At 64.7% G+C, this 15,445-nt stretch carries 12 protein-coding genes and 1 other RNA gene; 5 read left to right on the top strand and 8 right to left on the bottom strand.

The window, feature by feature from the left end:
• Positions 1–70: 70 nt before the first annotated feature.
• Positions 71–1,090, top strand: a complete 1,020-nt coding sequence (locus NGM15_RS12215) for a DUF7972 family membrane protein (protein ID WP_253431311.1) — start codon at positions 71–73, stop codon at positions 1,088–1,090.
• Positions 1,091–1,165: 75 nt separating this feature from the next.
• Here NGM15_RS12215 and NGM15_RS12210 read toward each other — a convergent pair whose 3' ends face one another.
• Positions 1,166–2,323, bottom strand: a complete 1,158-nt coding sequence (locus NGM15_RS12210; RefSeq protein WP_253431308.1) for a nicotinate phosphoribosyltransferase — start codon at positions 2,321–2,323, stop codon at positions 1,166–1,168.
• Between the two features lie 143 nt (positions 2,324–2,466).
• Between NGM15_RS12210 and NGM15_RS12205 the strand changes: the two genes are divergently transcribed.
• Entirely contained in the window at positions 2,467–3,261 is a 795-nt protein-coding gene (locus tag NGM15_RS12205) for a hypothetical protein (RefSeq protein ID WP_253431306.1), read from the top strand.
• Between the two features lie 46 nt (positions 3,262–3,307).
• On the opposite strand, the gene rnpB is transcribed toward NGM15_RS12205, so the two are convergent.
• Positions 3,308–3,747, bottom strand: an RNA gene (rnpB, locus tag NGM15_RS12200) — RNase P RNA component.
• Positions 3,748–3,978: 231 nt separating this feature from the next.
• Between rnpB and NGM15_RS12195 the strand changes: the two genes are divergently transcribed.
• Entirely contained in the window at positions 3,979–4,158 is a 180-nt protein-coding gene (locus tag NGM15_RS12195; RefSeq protein ID WP_253431304.1) for a DUF7470 family protein, read from the top strand.
• Positions 4,159–4,185: 27 nt separating this feature from the next.
• On the opposite strand, the gene NGM15_RS12190 is transcribed toward NGM15_RS12195, so the two are convergent.
• From NGM15_RS12190 to rnz, 4 genes are all read right to left on the bottom strand, one after another.
• Positions 4,186–6,165, bottom strand: a complete 1,980-nt coding sequence (locus tag NGM15_RS12190) for a DUF460 domain-containing protein (RefSeq protein WP_253431302.1) — start codon at positions 6,163–6,165, stop codon at positions 4,186–4,188.
• Between the two features lie 54 nt (positions 6,166–6,219).
• Positions 6,220–7,476 carry a thiol-disulfide oxidoreductase DCC family protein gene (locus tag NGM15_RS12185; RefSeq protein WP_253431300.1) on the bottom strand — a complete coding sequence of 419 codons (1,257 nt, stop codon included), beginning with the start codon at positions 7,474–7,476 and terminating at the stop codon, positions 6,220–6,222.
• Positions 7,473–8,138, bottom strand: a complete 666-nt coding sequence (locus NGM15_RS12180; protein WP_253431298.1) for a hypothetical protein — start codon at positions 8,136–8,138, stop codon at positions 7,473–7,475. Before NGM15_RS12180 ends, NGM15_RS12185 begins: the two co-directional genes overlap by 4 nt.
• Positions 8,139–8,366: 228 nt before the next feature.
• Positions 8,367–9,302 carry a ribonuclease Z gene (gene rnz / locus NGM15_RS12175; protein ID WP_253431296.1) on the bottom strand — a complete coding sequence of 312 codons (936 nt, stop codon included), beginning with the start codon at positions 9,300–9,302 and terminating at the stop codon, positions 8,367–8,369.
• Between the two features lie 192 nt (positions 9,303–9,494).
• Here rnz and NGM15_RS12170 point away from each other — a divergent pair, with 192 nt between their 5' ends.
• Both NGM15_RS12170 and NGM15_RS12165 read left to right on the top strand, forming a co-directional pair.
• On the top strand, positions 9,495–10,598 hold the full coding sequence (locus NGM15_RS12170) for a DUF7282 domain-containing protein (RefSeq protein ID WP_253431293.1): 1,104 nt from the start codon (positions 9,495–9,497) through the stop codon (positions 10,596–10,598).
• An 85-nt stretch (positions 10,599–10,683) separates the two neighbouring features.
• Complete coding sequence (locus tag NGM15_RS12165; protein WP_253431290.1) at positions 10,684–11,742, top strand: AAA family ATPase; 1,059 nt, start codon at positions 10,684–10,686, stop codon at positions 11,740–11,742.
• A 175-nt stretch (positions 11,743–11,917) separates the two neighbouring features.
• Here NGM15_RS12165 and NGM15_RS12160 read toward each other — a convergent pair whose 3' ends face one another.
• Both NGM15_RS12160 and glmS read right to left on the bottom strand, forming a co-directional pair.
• Positions 11,918–12,847, bottom strand: coding sequence for a carboxypeptidase-like regulatory domain-containing protein (locus tag NGM15_RS12160; RefSeq protein WP_253431287.1), 930 nt, complete (start codon positions 12,845–12,847; stop codon positions 11,918–11,920).
• A 240-nt stretch (positions 12,848–13,087) separates the two neighbouring features.
• Positions 13,088–14,896, bottom strand: coding sequence for a glutamine--fructose-6-phosphate transaminase (isomerizing) (glmS, locus tag NGM15_RS12155; RefSeq protein WP_253431284.1), 1,809 nt, complete (start codon positions 14,894–14,896; stop codon positions 13,088–13,090).
• Positions 14,897–15,445: the final 549 nt, after the last annotated feature.

The raw sequence follows: 15,445 nt of genomic DNA, 5'->3' as shown, positions 1-15,445 counted from the left end.
AACTCGAAACTCGGCCCCATCGACTGCAACGAAGACACACGCTTTTTTCGACGGTCGTTGATACCGATCCATGGGCGCCGAGCGAGCGATCGACGAGACGAAGACCCAGAGCGACCTCGTTCACGAACGACTCCGCGAGTCGCCGGCGCAGCGCTGGGTCCTGCTCGACGGGAATCGCTACGTGTTGACGGCTCTCTTTGCCGGACTGGTGTTCACCGTCTGTCTGGCGATCGGTGCTGCCGGCTGGATTCCGGTCACGAATCCTGCTACGGCGACGACGCTCGTCGGCGCGATCGTCGGTGGCACCCTCCCGTTCATTACCATCGTCCTCGCGATCAACCAGCTCGTCCTCTCCCAGGAACTGGGGTGGACCGGCGACCTGCAACAGCGCTACGAGGCGATGACCGACTTCCGACGAACGGTCGAAGACGCGACCGAGACGCCGGTCAGTCCGGCCGCGCCTGCCGAGTTCCTCCGGCTCATCGTCGACGCCGTCGTGGCGGAGGTGGGCGACCTCGAGTCGGACGCGACGGACGCCGACGGAGCCGTCGCCGCGAGCCTCGAGACGTTCGCCGGAGCCGTCACGGAGGAGGGCGAGACCGTCTCGAAGACGCTCGAGACTGCGGAGTTCGGGACGTTCGATGCGCTCTCAGCGGTCCTGGGTCACTTTAACGGGGCGCACCTCCACGCCGCCCGGACGATTCGAGCCCGGTACGCCGACGAACTTTCGATGGAGGCCATCGAGGGACTCGACTCGCTGATCGAACTGCTCGGCTACCTCGCCGTCGCCCGCCAGTCGTTCAAGACGCTGTACATGCAACACGAACTCGCTCACCTTTCGAAACTCCTGTTGTACGTGGGGTTCCCGACACTGCTCGGCGGCGGCCTGTTCATGATGACGTACCCGTCGATCATCGCGGGCCTCGAGAGCACGCTCGCGCTCGTCGTCGTCGTGAGCGTCGCGGTCACGCTCGCGTTCCTGCCGTTCGTCGTCCTGTTAGTGTACACCTTCAGAATTGCGACGATCGCCAGCAAAACTGCAGATTTCGGACCCTTCGTCCCTCGGGTGGATGTCCAGGTCGACGAGTGAGTGGGCCTCGAGGCGGCCGGTAGTATAGACGAACGATAGACGCGATCAAGTTCGAGACTGGCAAGTGGACGGCTCTCAGTCGTCGCTCCCGAACCCGACGGCTGCCGCATCGGCGAGACACCGCTCGGTCGCCGCCTCGAGGTCCGCCTCGCGGACGACCTCGCCGTCGCGAACCAGCGGCTCGAGCAGCGCGTCGCCGTCCTCGGGAGCGGGCTGGTCGGCCAGCCGGACCTCGTGACCCCCCTCGGCGGTGCGGTAGACCTGCTTATCGCCCGAGAGCTTCCCGCGTTTCGAGGTCATCTCGCCCTCGATTTCGACGATGTCGAGTGCAAAGTCGACGCTGTCGGCGCCCGTCACGTAGCTCCCGATGCCGAAGCCGTCGGCGACGTCCCGAAGCTCCCGAATCGTCTCGGGGGTCAGCCCGCCGCTGCAGAAGATGTCGACGTCCTCACGGCCGCGAGCGTCGAGTTCCCAGCGGACCTCGCGGGTGATGTGGCGGAAGTCGCCGCGTCGTGACCCCGTCGTATCCAGGCGAATCCCGTCGAGACGGTCGCCGAGGGTCTCGGCGGCGAGCAGGGTTTCGCTACTCTCGTCCCAGAAGGTGTCGACCAGCGCGACTCGAGGCACGTCCTCGGGGACGGCCTCGTCGAAGGCCATCCAGGCCGCGTCCTGCTCGCCTTCGCCGAAGATGAGCATCAGCGCGTGGGGCATCGTCCCGCCGGCCTCACGCCCGAGGACGTCGCCCGCGGCGACGTGGGAGAAGCCGTCGAGTCCGGCGAGCAGGGCCGATCGTTCGACCGTAGCGGCGATGGCGGGGTGGACGTGGCGCGCGCCGAAGGAGAGTACTTGGGAGTCGGGCGCGGCCAGACGGGCCTCGAGCGCCGCCGTCGCGAAACCGCTTGGCTGAGAGAGAAAGCCCAGGAGGGAGGTCTCGAGTTCGGCGAACTCGAGGTAGGGCCCCTCGATGCGCATGACCGGCCCGCCGTCGAACAACGTGCCCTCGGGGAGGGCGTCGACGTCGACTGCGCGGCCCGAAAAGAGCGTCGCGACGTCCTGGACGCCCGTGAAGACCTCGAACTCCCCTGTTGGAAACTGGTCGGCCGTCACTTCCGCGACGATGCGGGGGTTGCGACCCGCGTGTTCGAGGGTCGCCCGGGTACGCTCGAAGTAGGCGTCGGTGGCTCGTCCCTCCAGGATGGCCTCGCCGGGGACGATTCCGAACGGATTCGACATACTCTCGCTTTCCGGCGCGAGGCGTTAAAGCTCCCGTCTCGCGTCGGGGTGGGTAGCGGGCTATACCTTCCGTAGCTACTATAGGTACAGCCGCAGTTTGAGCTTGAGGTGTCCTTTTCTACCATCGTACTCTAGTTTCCCTCGTGAAACGTCGACCCTACCTCGCGACCCTCTGCTCGAGTTTCGTCGGTGGCTGCCTCTCGAGCGTCCCTGGCGTCGACGACGACGCGACCAACGTGACCAGTTCGGAACTGGCACCACCGACGAACTGGTCCGACGAGGTAGTTGCCGAGGAATCGTTCGACCGGTCGGCGACACCGATCTGCGCCGACGGCGAGGATCGCAACGGGCGCATCGAGGGTAATCCGGGTGGCACGATCACGGATCACCACTTCTTCGACGACGACGGGACCGATCGATACGGCGTTCGCGGACGCATCGAGTTCGACCGCCCCGGTAGTTACATAGAAACGGTACGGGCGGCGTTCGACCGGGACGACGGAGACCGCGTCGTCGAGAGTAAGCTGTTCGTCGAACGGAGTCGGGAGACGTACCTCTTCGAGATCGTCACGACGGAGGGGAGCGCGGATGGCGTGGATCGATACACGCTCGAGGAACCGGAGGGCGGAACGTCGGGCCCGGGCCCAACGATCGAAGACGGATCGGCGCTCGTCGAGAAGGGTTGGGGCCAGCTAGGGACGGCCGACGGCGAGCCGGTCTACGGGTCCGCCGTCACGTTACGGAACGTGACGCAGGTGAAAACCGGCGAGGTCGGAGTCGTCGTCGAGGCGCTGCTCGAGGACGGAATCGTCGTGTTCAACGATTCTGCCAGCGCCGAACTCGAGCCAGGGGAGACGCACACGTTCTACTTTCCGTACCTGCGGTGCGATCCGGGTGCCGTAGTCGAGACGGCGGTTCAACATTGGTTGCTCGAGTAGCGATTCCGTATCCGTACCCATGGCCGTGGCTCAGGCCCACGAAACTGGGTGAGAGGAGTAAGCCCCCTTCTGTTCGACCCGGCATTCGGCTGAGCGTCCGCGCCGCCCGCCTAAAGCGGTCCTGTCGGGCTACCTGCGACGCGGACTTGCACCGGTGAGGATTCGCCGTTCCATCGATCCTCGGCCGTCCGTGGGGCGGCTACACCGCCTCACGTAACGCGGTCCAAATCGACCACGCAGACTCTCTGCGGGTTACCTCCCCGTCCTCGCGGTTGGGTTCGCGCGCATCATCGATCGGGCCGAGACGTGTCGTTGCTGTTCCAGAGCCAGCGGTCTCCCGCTCCGGACTTGCGTCCGGTCACCCGCCCGACGGGTGGGGGGACTTTCCTCGCAGGCGCGAGCGCCCGAAACCGAAATACGAGCGCTCGCGTGTGGTGGCCGATCCGTTTCCGGACCGGCCATCGCGGCAGCCAGGCTCTCTCTCCCGTCTGCTGGTAGGGTCGGTCGCCGGTTAAGTGTCTCGTTTACGCGTATTTGCGTTCGGGGGCTGACGCTCGGCGCTCAAGTTTCGGCGTTCGAGGTTCGAGGCTCGGCGTTCGGTGGTCGGCGGCTGGCGTTCGGCGCTCGACAATCAGGTTCCGAAAACCGCCCCTCGTTTCGACTCGAGCCCCGCTCACAAACCACCGCGATTAAGAGTATCGACTGTCCACAGCGGGTATGCGCAAAAATCTCGGCCCGCTCGGAATCCTCGGCGTGATCCTCGCGATCGCCGGAATCGCCCTGATCGCCACCCAGAATTACCTGATCGCTGGCGGCCTCGCCCTCATGCTCATCGGGGTCGCCCTCGTCGTCAAGTCGCTGGTCACGGGCGTGCTCCAGTCGTTCGGAATGGTTTAGGGCTCGAAAAAGACACGCCGAATCCGGTCAGACCTCGTTATCGCCCGCCCGGTGCTCGCTGATCAGCTGATCGACCATCTCCGCCTTCTGGTCGCGCTTGCGTTCGAGCGCCCGGTCGTGCCAGTCCTCGATGACCGCCTCGACATCCGATTCGCGGGCCACGGCCAGCTCGTCCACTTCCTGCATCGCCACGTCGTCGCCGGGGCCGACCGGAATCTCGCGGTCGAAGAGGATGGCGTCGGCGATCTCCGAGAGGTTGCCGTTCTTCAGCACGACTCGCGGCTCGAAACTCGCCAGGAGCTCCGCGGTCGAGCGCCCCGCGCCGCTGGCGTCGCGCACGTAGACCACGTCGCCGGGCGCGATGCCGTAGGCCTCCTCGGCCGCCCTGATCGCCCCCTTCGTGAACTTCTCGATCACCTTCACGGGGACGAGGCCGGCCTTCTTCTCGGAAACGTCCGCGAAGTTCGAGTGATCGAGCTTCCAGAGGGTCTTCATCCGCTCGACTTTCTCCTCGAGGGCGTCGACCTCCTCGCGGGCCTCGTCGCGCTCGCTCTCGAGGCGGTCGGCCTTGCGCTCGAGTCGACTCACTTCCCGCTCCTTGCGGATCTGGCGGCGCTCCTCCCGGCGGGTAACGGCGAGTTCCGCCTCGAGGTCCTCGATCTGGTCGTCCCGATCCTCGATCCGACCCTCGAGGGTCTCGACGTGGCCCTCGAGGCGCTCGACCTGGCGCTCGAGGTCGCGGATGCGCCGTTCCTCGGCCGTCAGCTCTCGAGGCTGGTGCTCGCGCTCCTCCTCGTCGCTCTCTTCGTCCTCGGTCAGGTCTTCGAGGACGGTCTCGACGGTCTCGCCGTCCGCGACGACCCGGGCGGTCACCTCGCCGCGATCGATCCCGGCGGGGAGTTTGCGGGCGATGCGCTCGAACTGGTCCTCGTGGGCGTCGACGGCGTAGAGGGCGGCGGCCATCGCGTCGCGCTGGTGGTCGTCGTCGTAGGGTTCGTCCGCCGTGCGGTGCTGTTTCTCGTCGACCGGCAGGTCTCGCTGGGGCGTCCAGCCCGCCGCGTTGAAGCTCCGGCGGATCTTCTCGACGGTTTCGGGCATCGGCGTCACGTCCGCGGCGACGATCACCGGGCGGCCGCGCTCGACGATCCACTCGATCACGTCGGCCATGGTGTTCGTTCGCGAACTCCAGACGTCGAGCACCTCGCCCTGGAGACCGACGATGGCGACCGCGGTGGTCGTCCCGGGGTCGACGCCGACGACGACGTGATCGCGGCGCTTCGCGAGCGGGCGAAACTCGATGCCGTCGCGTCGCTCCCGTTCGATCTCGACGCGCACGTCGCCCGAGCGCTCGTTCGACACCGGAATGTCCTGGGGGCGGGCATCGACGGTAAAAACGGCGTTGGCGAACCCGCCGTAGGCTTCCCGGACCTCGCGTTCGAAGTCGAGGCCGGCGTCCTCGAGGGCACTCTCGACTTCGCGGGCGCGGCGCTTGACCGAGCCGTGAATCCGTCGGGTATAGCGGTCGGCGCTCCAGCCGCCCTTGCCGGTCGAGCGACCTCTGGAGACTTTGACCTCCGTGGTGTCGGTAAAGGCCGACACCTCGTAGCCGACACTGTGGGCCGCCAGGCGGGCCGCGGCCTCGGCTTCCTTCATGGGCTCCTTGCCGTAGGGGACGCCGTGGCGCTTCGCGACCCGCGAGAGGGACTCGGGGCGTTCGTCGCCGGTCACCTGGACGAGTTTGGTCCCGGCGGGGAGCGAGCCGAGAAAGTGGATCAACTGATCCTTGTCCGCGGCCAGTTCGTACATATTGTCGGTCGCGACGATGGCTGGCTCGATGTCGGCGATCAGGCGGCGCAGTTTCCGGTGGGAGACGACGTCTCGCTCGAGGCCGTCCTCGTCGCCGTCGTAGACGACGAGTGCGTAGGAGGGTGCGTCGCCGCGAACGTCACCGCTCTGAACGTCGACGCCGAAGACGACCGCGTCGAGTGCGTTCGTTCGCGTACTCACGGCGCAGTATAGGGCAGAACGACGTATAAATCCGACGCGGAGGCGAAAAACGTCTCAGGACTGCTCGGCGTCGATGCTGCAGACGAAGTGGCGACTCCGGTTGCGCGCGATGTAGGCGTACACGCGGTTGCCGACCATCCTGACCGGCGGGAGCGCCATCAGGAGGACGATCGGGGCAAAGACCCGGAACTGCTTGAACAGCTGGCGGAATGCCTCGTAGCCGCCGTAGGCCTCACCGTCGCGGAACAGGTACATCTCTTCGTCGAGGTCGACGCCGTCGCGGTCGACGAGTTCTCGCGGCGCGTCCGACTGCGAGCGAAACCGAACCGAGTCGTTGACGTCGAGGTGCTTGAAGAGATAGAGGCTCCGGGCGCAGAAGTAACAGCGCTCGTCGTAGACCAGCGTGACGCGGTCGTCCGCATCCGCGGCGAGCCAGCGGTAGGCCACGTCCCAGGCGGCGAACAGCGAGAGGACGAGGATCATGTCGATGAAGTACAGGCCCAGCGTCGCGACTACGGAGAGGTGGAACCCAATCAGGCCGAGCGCGGACAGCGTGATCGGCAGCCCCAGCAGAACCACGACGATGAGCGACGCCTGGACCAGGCCGGTACCGAGGAAACCGATCCAGGCCAGCGCGTCGTACTCGAGGATGGGCTGGGCGAGCGGCCGTACCATACCGGTCATCTCCTGGTTGCGCAGGATGTCCCGTTGAAGGTCGGCGCCGGAGAGCCAGATGTCGATCGGCCCGTTCATGAACTTGCCCCAGGCGGACCCGAGGTAGAGCAGGCCGACGGTGAGCAACCCCCACTTCAGGGCGCGCGCCCGATGCGTTTCGTCACTCCCTTCTTTCAGGAACGTATTTAATTGATCGATCGACCTGTCTTTCGTTCGAATCACGGTATCGACCGACAGCACGTCGTCCTCGCAGAACAGTGCGAACAGGAGAATCATGTACGCACAGGCGAACAGCGACTCGATGGTCCCCGCGAGGTAGATGGTCGACTTGACTGCCAGCATGTGCATCATCAGGAGGCTGGCGAGACCGCCCGACCACCGGGTCTTGTACCCGACGATGAACAGGACCAGCAACCCTGCGAGGACCCACTGCAGGTACGGCAGCAGGGTGAAGAAGACGTCCTGATGGAGGTAGGCGATTGGCGGGTTGAAGTGCCGGGGCCACTCGCCGTAGAAGTCCCAGTCGAGCGAGAGCATTCGCCAGAGCACCCACGATCCGAGGAGCACGCGAACGACGGCGAGGTTGATCGGGGTCGATCGGGTGTCGTCGTCGAAGTAGTTGACGAACGCGCTCATGCCTGCTCACCCTCGATTGCAGTCTCGTTTTCGGTAACGGTCTCGTTAGCGATGTCGATCGTCACGAGGTGCGTTTCCTCGTTGCGCTCGACTGCATCGTTATCCTCGTTAACGACTATGGTTCGCTCGTAGATACGGACTGACTCGAACTCTTCGTAGTTCTTGAGTTGCTCGGCGGTCCACTGCTGGTCGTCGACGTAGCGTGGCGGTTCCAGCGCCGTATAGATCGGGGGACCGCCCGATTCGATCGTCGCTCGATACCTGTTCACCTTCTCGATGTAGAATCTACCCATCTCCATGCGTTCCTCATCGTCGTACTGGTAGGCCATCTTCTGGCCCACAGACGACGTCCGCGAGCCAGTCATCGGCGGCGTAGCACGATCGTCGAGCTCGATTTCGTTCCCCGCTGAGTCGACGATTCGGACCTCGTAGTAGGTCATCTCGTCGCTGTTCGGCTGGGAGTACTTGTGCATCTCGACGACGGGCATGACGGTCATCCCGACGACCGTCACCGCCACCAACAGGGCGAAAAAACACGCCAACCAGACCTTTTTCGCGATGGATCTGTTGGCGAACGCCAGAACGCCGATCGTCCCGATGAAGAACAGGATGTACACCGCCGGAAAGACGATGTCGGTGAAGGGTTTGATGTACTCTAACACTGCGTACTCACCATATCGGCCGGTCGACGATGAGTTATATAGCAATTACGAACGTAAAGTCGATGAACTGAGTCTAAATTCGACTACCGTCTCGTTAAGGTCCGGTCGGCTTTTCGATATGTTTGGTTTATGCGCTTGTTAGTAGCCGAACGCTTCCCGCCATCTGCTGGACGAAACGCCCTCGCTCGTCGCCTCGCATGGTCGACTCGTCGCTTCTCGAGCACCGCCTCACTCGTCCGGATACGGAACATCGATGGAGCCGCCGTCGTCGGGAATTGAAACGACCTCCGGATCGCCGTCGAACGCCTCGCGGGCCTCTGCGAGGTGAGACGTCGGTCGGCCGGCGTACCGCGAGGAGATGTGGACCAGCGCGAGCCGTTTCGCCCCGGCCCGGCTGGCGACCCGGCCGGCCTGGCGCGCCGTCGAGTGAGCCGTGTGGTCGGCCCGGTCGGCCCAGTCGTCGGCGAACGTCGCGTCGTGAATCAGCAGGTCGGGGTCGTCGGCGACCTCGAGGGTCGCCTCGGTGGGGCGCGTGTCGCCCGTGTAGACGAGCGACCGACCAGGACGTGGCTCGCCGACGACCTGTTCGGGCCGGACGACGGCGCCGTCCTCGAGTTCGACCGGCTCGCCCTCGTGGAGTCGCGAAAAGGCGGGGCCGACGGGGACGCCGAGTTCCTCGGCTCGCTCGCGGTCGAAGCGTCCCTTTCGATCGTCCTCGACCAGCGCGTAGCCGACCGATCGGGTGTCGTGGTCGGTGTCGAACGCCCGTACCTCGTAGTCGCCGCCGCGGTAGACGACGTCACCGCCGTCGACCTCGTTGATGCGGACCGGAAACGAGGGTCGATTGCCGAGGAGGGTGACGAGCGACCGAAGGTGACGGCGCGTCCCACGCGGGCAGTGAATAGCCAGCGGCTCCTCGCGGTCGTTGAACGCCATCGTCTGGAGGAGGCCTGGAATCCCGAGGACGTGGTCGCCGTGGGTGTGCGTGACGAACAGGTGAGAAACTGAGAACCCGGTCCCAAAGCGCATCATCTGGCGCTGGGTCCCCTCGCCGGCGTCGAACAGGAACTGCTCGCCCTCGCGGGCGACGAAGAGGCTGCTCGGGTTCCGACCGGTCGTCGGAATCGCCCCGCTCGTCCCCAGGAACGTCACGCACAGTGTCATTGGTCCGTGATCCGTCCGCTGGGGCTAAACCCGCTTCGAATCCAAATTCGACCGTCGACGCGTCCGACATCGAGGTAATGGATTCGCCGTCACTGACCGACCCGGTATTCGACGACTACACCGACAAGTCGACGGGAACGAACCGGTCATTTTACCGTGTGTGTCTCGTAGGACAACGTACCCGAAGCTTCGATGAGTTCGAACCTCACCCTCGGAACGGCCAAACTGCTGCTCGCGTTACTGGTCGCTATCGCCGTCGTCCTCGCCGCCGGACTCGCCGTCGGCCAGGCGCCGGCGTTGTTCGGCGTCGAAGAGGAACCCGAGGCATCGATCACGTTCCCCGATCAGACGACCAACGGCTCGGGCGTCGAGGTCGAGTCGGTCACGCTCTCAGACGGGGGATTCATCGTCATCACGAACAGCGCCGGCGAGACGGTCGCGGTCTCCGATCGCCTCGATTCCGGCTCACACGAGAACGTCACGATCGAGCAGACCGATGAGGACGGCGGCGACCTCGTCGGGCAACTCACGGCGACGGTCCACCAGGACACGGCGGACGAAGGGACCTACACGTTCGAGGAGAGCGACGGCCAGGAGGATCGTCCGTACACCGAAAACGACCTTCCGGTCTCCGATACCGCGAGCGTCACCCTGAGCGAGCGCGAGGGCGACACCCCAACCGACTCGTTCCAGGTAGAGTCGCTCTCGCTGCCGACGACGGCGACGACCAACGAGACGGTCACCGTAGAGGCTGAAATCCGCAACCCAAGGGACGTCGAGAATCGTCAGCGCGTCGAGATTCGTGTCGATGGCGAGGTACTCGAGCGAAAGATCATCGCTCTCGAGGCCGAGGAGACCACCACCGTCAGCTTCGAACTCGAGACGGCGCGGCTCGACCCCGGAGACCGAACGATCGGCATCTACACGACCGACCACGGCCAACTCGACACGCTCACCATCCAGTACGACACGCCCCCCGAACTCGCGCTACTCGAGGCGAACGAGTCGACGGCGACCGTCAACGTCACGCTTCCCGAAGACGGGTTCCTGACCGTCGAAAACGAGTCGCAGGCCGTTCGCGGGATCAGCGAGAACCTCTCCGCTGGGACCCACGAGAACGTCACTCTCGAGTTCGAGGCCGAAGGCGACGAAACCCTGTTCGTCGTGCTCTACTCGGGCGAACCGGACGAGTACGACGAGGAAGAGGGGTTCCCGAACGCCGATGCAATCGTGATCGACGGCGATCGAATTCGGGCAGCGCTCCCGTCGGACGACGACCAGATCCAGGAGGGGTGACGTTGGAATGCTGATTGCGAACCGCTGGCCGCAAACCGCTCGCTAACCGACCGATTCTTACCTCGCCCCTCCCTACGAACAGGCGATGGACGCGCCGCTGTGGACGGAAACGTACGCGCCGACCCTCGAGGAGTTGCCCCAAGACGACGCCCGCGCGTACCTCGAGCGCGCCGTCGAGGAGCCGATCAACCTCATTCTGCAGGGCCCGCCCGGAAGTGGGAAGACGGCGGCAACGAAGGCACTCGCGGCGGCGGCGCACGGGGTCCCGGAGTCGGCTACGAATGACTCCGGGGAACGCCGAACGGGGTCCAGCGGTACTGCGGACAACGACCTGATCATCATCAACGTCGCGGACTTCTTCGGGCGGACGAAGACCGAAATCAAGAACGACCCTCGGTTCGCACACTTCCTGACCGGCCGCTCGTCGATGTCCAAACGCGACATGATCAACCACGTCCTCAAGGAATCGGCGAGCTACGCTCCTGTCTCGGGATCGTACAAGACTGTCCTCCTGGACAACGCCGAGGCCGTTCGCGAAGACTTTCAGCAGGCGCTGCGCCGGATCATGGAACAGCACCACCGGACGACCCAGTTCGTCCTCGCGACGCGCCAGCCCACGAAGCTCATCCCACCGATCCGCTCGCGGTGTTTCCCCGTCTCGATGCGCGCCCCCTCGAGCGAGGAAACGGTCGCCGTCCTGGAGCGGATCGTCGAGGCTGAAGACGTCGACTACGACTGGGACGGCCTCGAGTTCGTCGCGGGCTACGCCGACGGCAATCTCCGGCGGGCGATCCTGGCGGCTCAGACGACCGTCGAAACCGAGGGCGAACTCACGATGTCGACGGCCTACGAGACGATTGGGACCGTCGGCTACGGCGACGAGGTCGAGTCCATGCTCGACGACGCCGAGGCGGGCGCGTTCACCGACGCCCGGTCGACGCTCGACGAGTTGCTCGTCGACGAGGGACTCGACGGTGGGGAGGTCCTCGAGGAAATCCTGACCGTCGCCAGAAAGCGCTACCAGGGTGAGGCGCTCGCGCGGATGCACCGCCTCGCGGCGGATGTCGAGTTCGAGATGACCGAAGGAGCGAGCGATCGCATTCACGTCGGTCACTTGCTCGCTGAACTGGGGCGGAACGCCTGACACCTGGGCGTTGGCGGCTAATGAGCGGTGATAATTCCTGGAATCTCCCGACGTGGAGCCCTCGAGCGCCGCCTCTCGAGCTGGCAACGTACTCGTCGAGTGTCGGAAGTGATCGAACCCGTACAAAAAAAGCCGATCGAGCGCGGTCGGATTCTGGGGCCGCAGCTATCTGGCGTTAGCCGTCGGTCTCGTTGTCGTCGGTCGTCTCGTTGTCGTCGCCTCCGTCGCTATCGCCAGACTCCTGGAGCGTGGCGATGAGCATCTCGTCGTCGCCGGACATCTCGATGGTGGTCTGGGCGCCCTCGTAGCCGTCCGCGGTCACGGTGACTTCGTACTCGCCGTCCTCGAGCTCGAACTCCGCGAATCCGTTTCCGTCGGTCGATTTCTCCTCGCTGTATCCGAAGATCATCCCGTCGTCCTCGACCTGGACGGTAGCGCCTTCGATCGCGTTGCCGTCGTCGTCTTCGACGATGATGCTGAGTGTCGACGTGTCGCCGTCACTCCCGTCGTCGCTGTCGTTGTTATCACCGTCGTCGCCGTCACTGCCATCGTCGCTGCCGTCATCACTCCCATCGTCACCGCTGCTGCCGTCGTCGCTACTACCGTCGTCATCGCTTCCGTCACTGCCATCGGTACTATCACTATCATCACTGTCTCCGCCATCACTGTCTCCGCCATCACTGTCTCCGCCATCACTGTCTCCGCCATCACTGTCTCCGCCATCACTGTCTCCGCCATCACCGTCTCCACCATCGCCATCTTCGCCATCACCACTGTCGCCACCGCCGTCGGTATCCGTCTCGTCACCGTCCGACCCATCTTCGGTCTGCTCGCCGCCATCGCCATCACTATCACCGCTCGAGTCGTCACTTCCGTCGGAATCCCCGTCCTCGGAGGGTTGCTGGAATTCGTCATCGTCGCCCGAAGAGCCCGAATCCCACGGTGCGAGCCCGCCAACTGGACCATCCGATCCGATGAGGCTCGACCCACCTGCGGCGAGTACCAGCCCGGCGACGAGGAAGGCGACGCCGATGAAGACGAGTAACAGCTGTACGCCGGTGTGGATCGATCGCGTCTCGTTCGTCTGTTGGTCGTAATTTTCCATGGTTCTTACCTCTGGGGTGTCGGTCGATTGTGACTCGAGCGCGAACTCGAGACGGCTGTGTCCATACTCACCGTATCGACCGTCAGCCTTTCATTATACGGCTACTAAGCCGCTCGCGACTCGAGCCGTACGATCGCTGTGAGCGGTGCTCGTCGACGGTTCCTTGCTGTGGGTTCGATGACTGTTAGTAGTGGTACTGAGTGCAACGTCGAGTGGGTGGAGAGAAAGGGCCGAGAGAGACTATTCGACCGTGACGCTCTTCGCGAGGTTCCGTGGCTTGTCAATCGGCCGCCCGAGTTGATTCGCTGCGTGGTACGACACCAGCTGGAGCTGTACCGTCGCCAGCAGGCCCGCCCAGACGGGGTGGGTCTCAGGGATTTCGAGTTGAACGTCGGCGACGTCAGTCAGCGGGTTCTCCTCGGGGCCGACGGCGACGATCGGTGCGCCGCGACTCTGGGCCTCGATCGCGTTCGTCTTGGTCTTCTCGTCGTTCGCCCCCGTACAGGTGGCGAAGATCGGCGTCTCGTCGGTCACGAGCGCGAGCGGCCCGTGCTTGAGTTCGCCCGAGGCGAACCCTTCCGCGTGCTCGTAGGTGATCTCCTTGAACTTCAGGGCGCCCTCGAGCGCCACCGGATGGCCCAGGTCGTTCCCGATGAAGAAGTACGACGGGCTGTCGACGTACGCTGCCGCCAGTCGCTCCGCATCGGTCGACTCGAGGAGCGTCTCGACCTGGTCCGGAAGCCGCTCGAGGTCCTCCAGGAGTTCGGCCTGGTCGTCCCGGGGCGTAGCCGACGTTACGTCAGCGGCGAGTCGCTGGCCGAGCAGGGTCAGCGTGACCGCCTGCGAGGAGAACGTCTTCGTCGCGGCGACGCCGACTTCCGGCCCCGCCCGGATGTACAGCGCGTCGTCGGCAGTTCGTGCCGCCGTCGACCCGACGACGTTGGTGACGGCGAGCGTTCGCGCCCCCTGTTCGTCGGCGCTGCGGAGCGCCTCGAGCGTGTCGGCTGTCTCGCCGCTCTGGGTGACGGCGATCGTCAGGGTTCGCTCACAGACCGGCCCCGCAGTCGAGTCGTACTCGCTTGCACGGATGACTTCCGTCCGGATCCCCGCCTTGCGGAGCTGTTGGGTACCGTAGACCGCCGCGTGGTAGGAGGTTCCGCAGGCGACGAACTGGACGTACTCGACCTCGGAGAACGTCCCCGCGGGGAGGTCCTCCAGGACGACCTCGCCGTCGTCGACTCGTCCCTCGATGGTGTTGGCGAGCGAGGTCGGCTGGTTGTGAATCTCCTTGAGCATGTAGTGGTCGTACTCGCCTTTGCCGGCGTCTTCGGGGTCCCACTCGACGGTATCGACCGAGCGCTCGACGGGGGTTCCCTCGAGGTCGGTGATCCAGTAGTTGTCGGGGTCGAGCACGACGACATCGCCGTCCTCGAGGTAGATCACCTCGTCGGTGTGATCCAGGAACGCGGGGACGTCGCTCGCGAGGTACCACTCGTTGGAGTCGAGCCCGAGGACGAGCGGAGAGCCCTTTCGGGCGGCGTATACGGCTTCTTCGCCGTCGACGATGGCGGCGATCGCGTAGCTCCCCTCGAGCGTCGAGACGGCGCGGCGAACGGCCGTCTCCGTGTCGGGGGCCTCGGCCCGGTACTCGTCGATCAGGTGGGGGATGACCTCGGTGTCGGTGTCGCTCTTGAACTCGTGGCCCTTCGCCTGGAGTTCGTCCCTGAGTTCGTCGTAGTTCTCGATGACGCCGTTGTGAACGACGGCGACGTCACCCGCGGTGTCTGTGTGGGGGTGGGCGTTCGCGTCCGTCGGCGGTCCGTGGGTACTCCAGCGGGTGTGCCCGATTCCGATATTCCCGCTGGGTTTCGTCTGGAGACGGGACTTGAGGTCGGCGACCTCTCCCGAGCACTTGTGGACCTTCACGCCGGAGCCGTTCTGGACGGCGATTCCGGCGGAGTCGTAGCCGCGGTACTCGAGGTTCTCGAGCGACGAGAGGAGCGTCTCGGTCGCGTCGTCGTGACCAACTCGCGCGATGATTCCACACATTAGCCGCTCACCTCTGGAGCAGACGCCGCGGTTGGCGGTGCCGTGACGGACGAACGAGACGATCGACCAGCGGTCGACCGGACCACTGTGTCGGTTTCCGTGGTCGTGCTCGTCGAGACAGCGGTGCGTAGATGGCGGCTAGTTCGTATCATGGATGTGTGGTACCCGTGATTGCTCCGCCAGCTGGCGGGTGGGCATCTACTCGTTCACCAGACGGAATGACGGTATTACTATACCTCAGGTAAGACGCATTCCGGCCCCTCATATTCCCCTGTTAAAACCGTTTCACAGGATACGAACGTACTTTTTACTGATTAGTGGTGCCGGTATCAATGGGCTGAACCCCTCAAGCTGCCGATCTTGTTCAGGGCTCGGTTCCCCGACGAGTCGTCAGACGGGTGGCTGACGATCGATATTCCTTCGAACAACCATTACAGTACCGAGTTATCGAGAGCACCACCGACGAATTGGGGTCGGCTCACCGGACAATCCCCGCCGCCTCGCAGCCTGATCGCCGAGTGACCTGACGGACGCGTTCGTCGAGATTGG

The organism is Natronosalvus halobius (assembly GCF_024138145.1).
Classification (GTDB): domain Archaea; phylum Halobacteriota; class Halobacteria; order Halobacteriales; family Natrialbaceae; genus Natronosalvus; species Natronosalvus halobius.
Note: the sequence above shows the minus strand (reverse complement) of the source record. Positions and strands in the feature narration are given on the sequence as shown.

What these genes read in the sequence shown, in the direction of transcription:
- NGM15_RS12215 (WP_253431311.1), top strand. Translation starts at nt 71, where the DNA reads ATGGGCGCCGAGCGAGCGATCGACGAGACGAAGACCCAGAGCGACCTC.
- NGM15_RS12210 (WP_253431308.1), bottom strand. Translation starts at nt 2,323, where the DNA reads ATGTCGAATCCGTTCGGAATCGTCCCCGGCGAGGCCATCCTGGAGGGA.
- NGM15_RS12195 (WP_253431304.1), top strand. Translation starts at nt 3,979, where the DNA reads ATGCGCAAAAATCTCGGCCCGCTCGGAATCCTCGGCGTGATCCTCGCG.
- NGM15_RS12185 (WP_253431300.1), bottom strand. Translation starts at nt 7,476, where the DNA reads ATGAGCGCGTTCGTCAACTACTTCGACGACGACACCCGATCGACCCCG.
- rnz (WP_253431296.1), bottom strand. Translation starts at nt 9,302, where the DNA reads ATGACACTGTGCGTGACGTTCCTGGGGACGAGCGGGGCGATTCCGACG.
- NGM15_RS12170 (WP_253431293.1), top strand. Translation starts at nt 9,495, where the DNA reads ATGAGTTCGAACCTCACCCTCGGAACGGCCAAACTGCTGCTCGCGTTA.
- NGM15_RS12165 (WP_253431290.1), top strand. Translation starts at nt 10,684, where the DNA reads ATGGACGCGCCGCTGTGGACGGAAACGTACGCGCCGACCCTCGAGGAG.
- NGM15_RS12160 (WP_253431287.1), bottom strand. Translation starts at nt 12,847, where the DNA reads ATGGAAAATTACGACCAACAGACGAACGAGACGCGATCGATCCACACC.
- glmS (WP_253431284.1), bottom strand. Translation starts at nt 14,896, where the DNA reads ATGTGTGGAATCATCGCGCGAGTTGGTCACGACGACGCGACCGAGACG.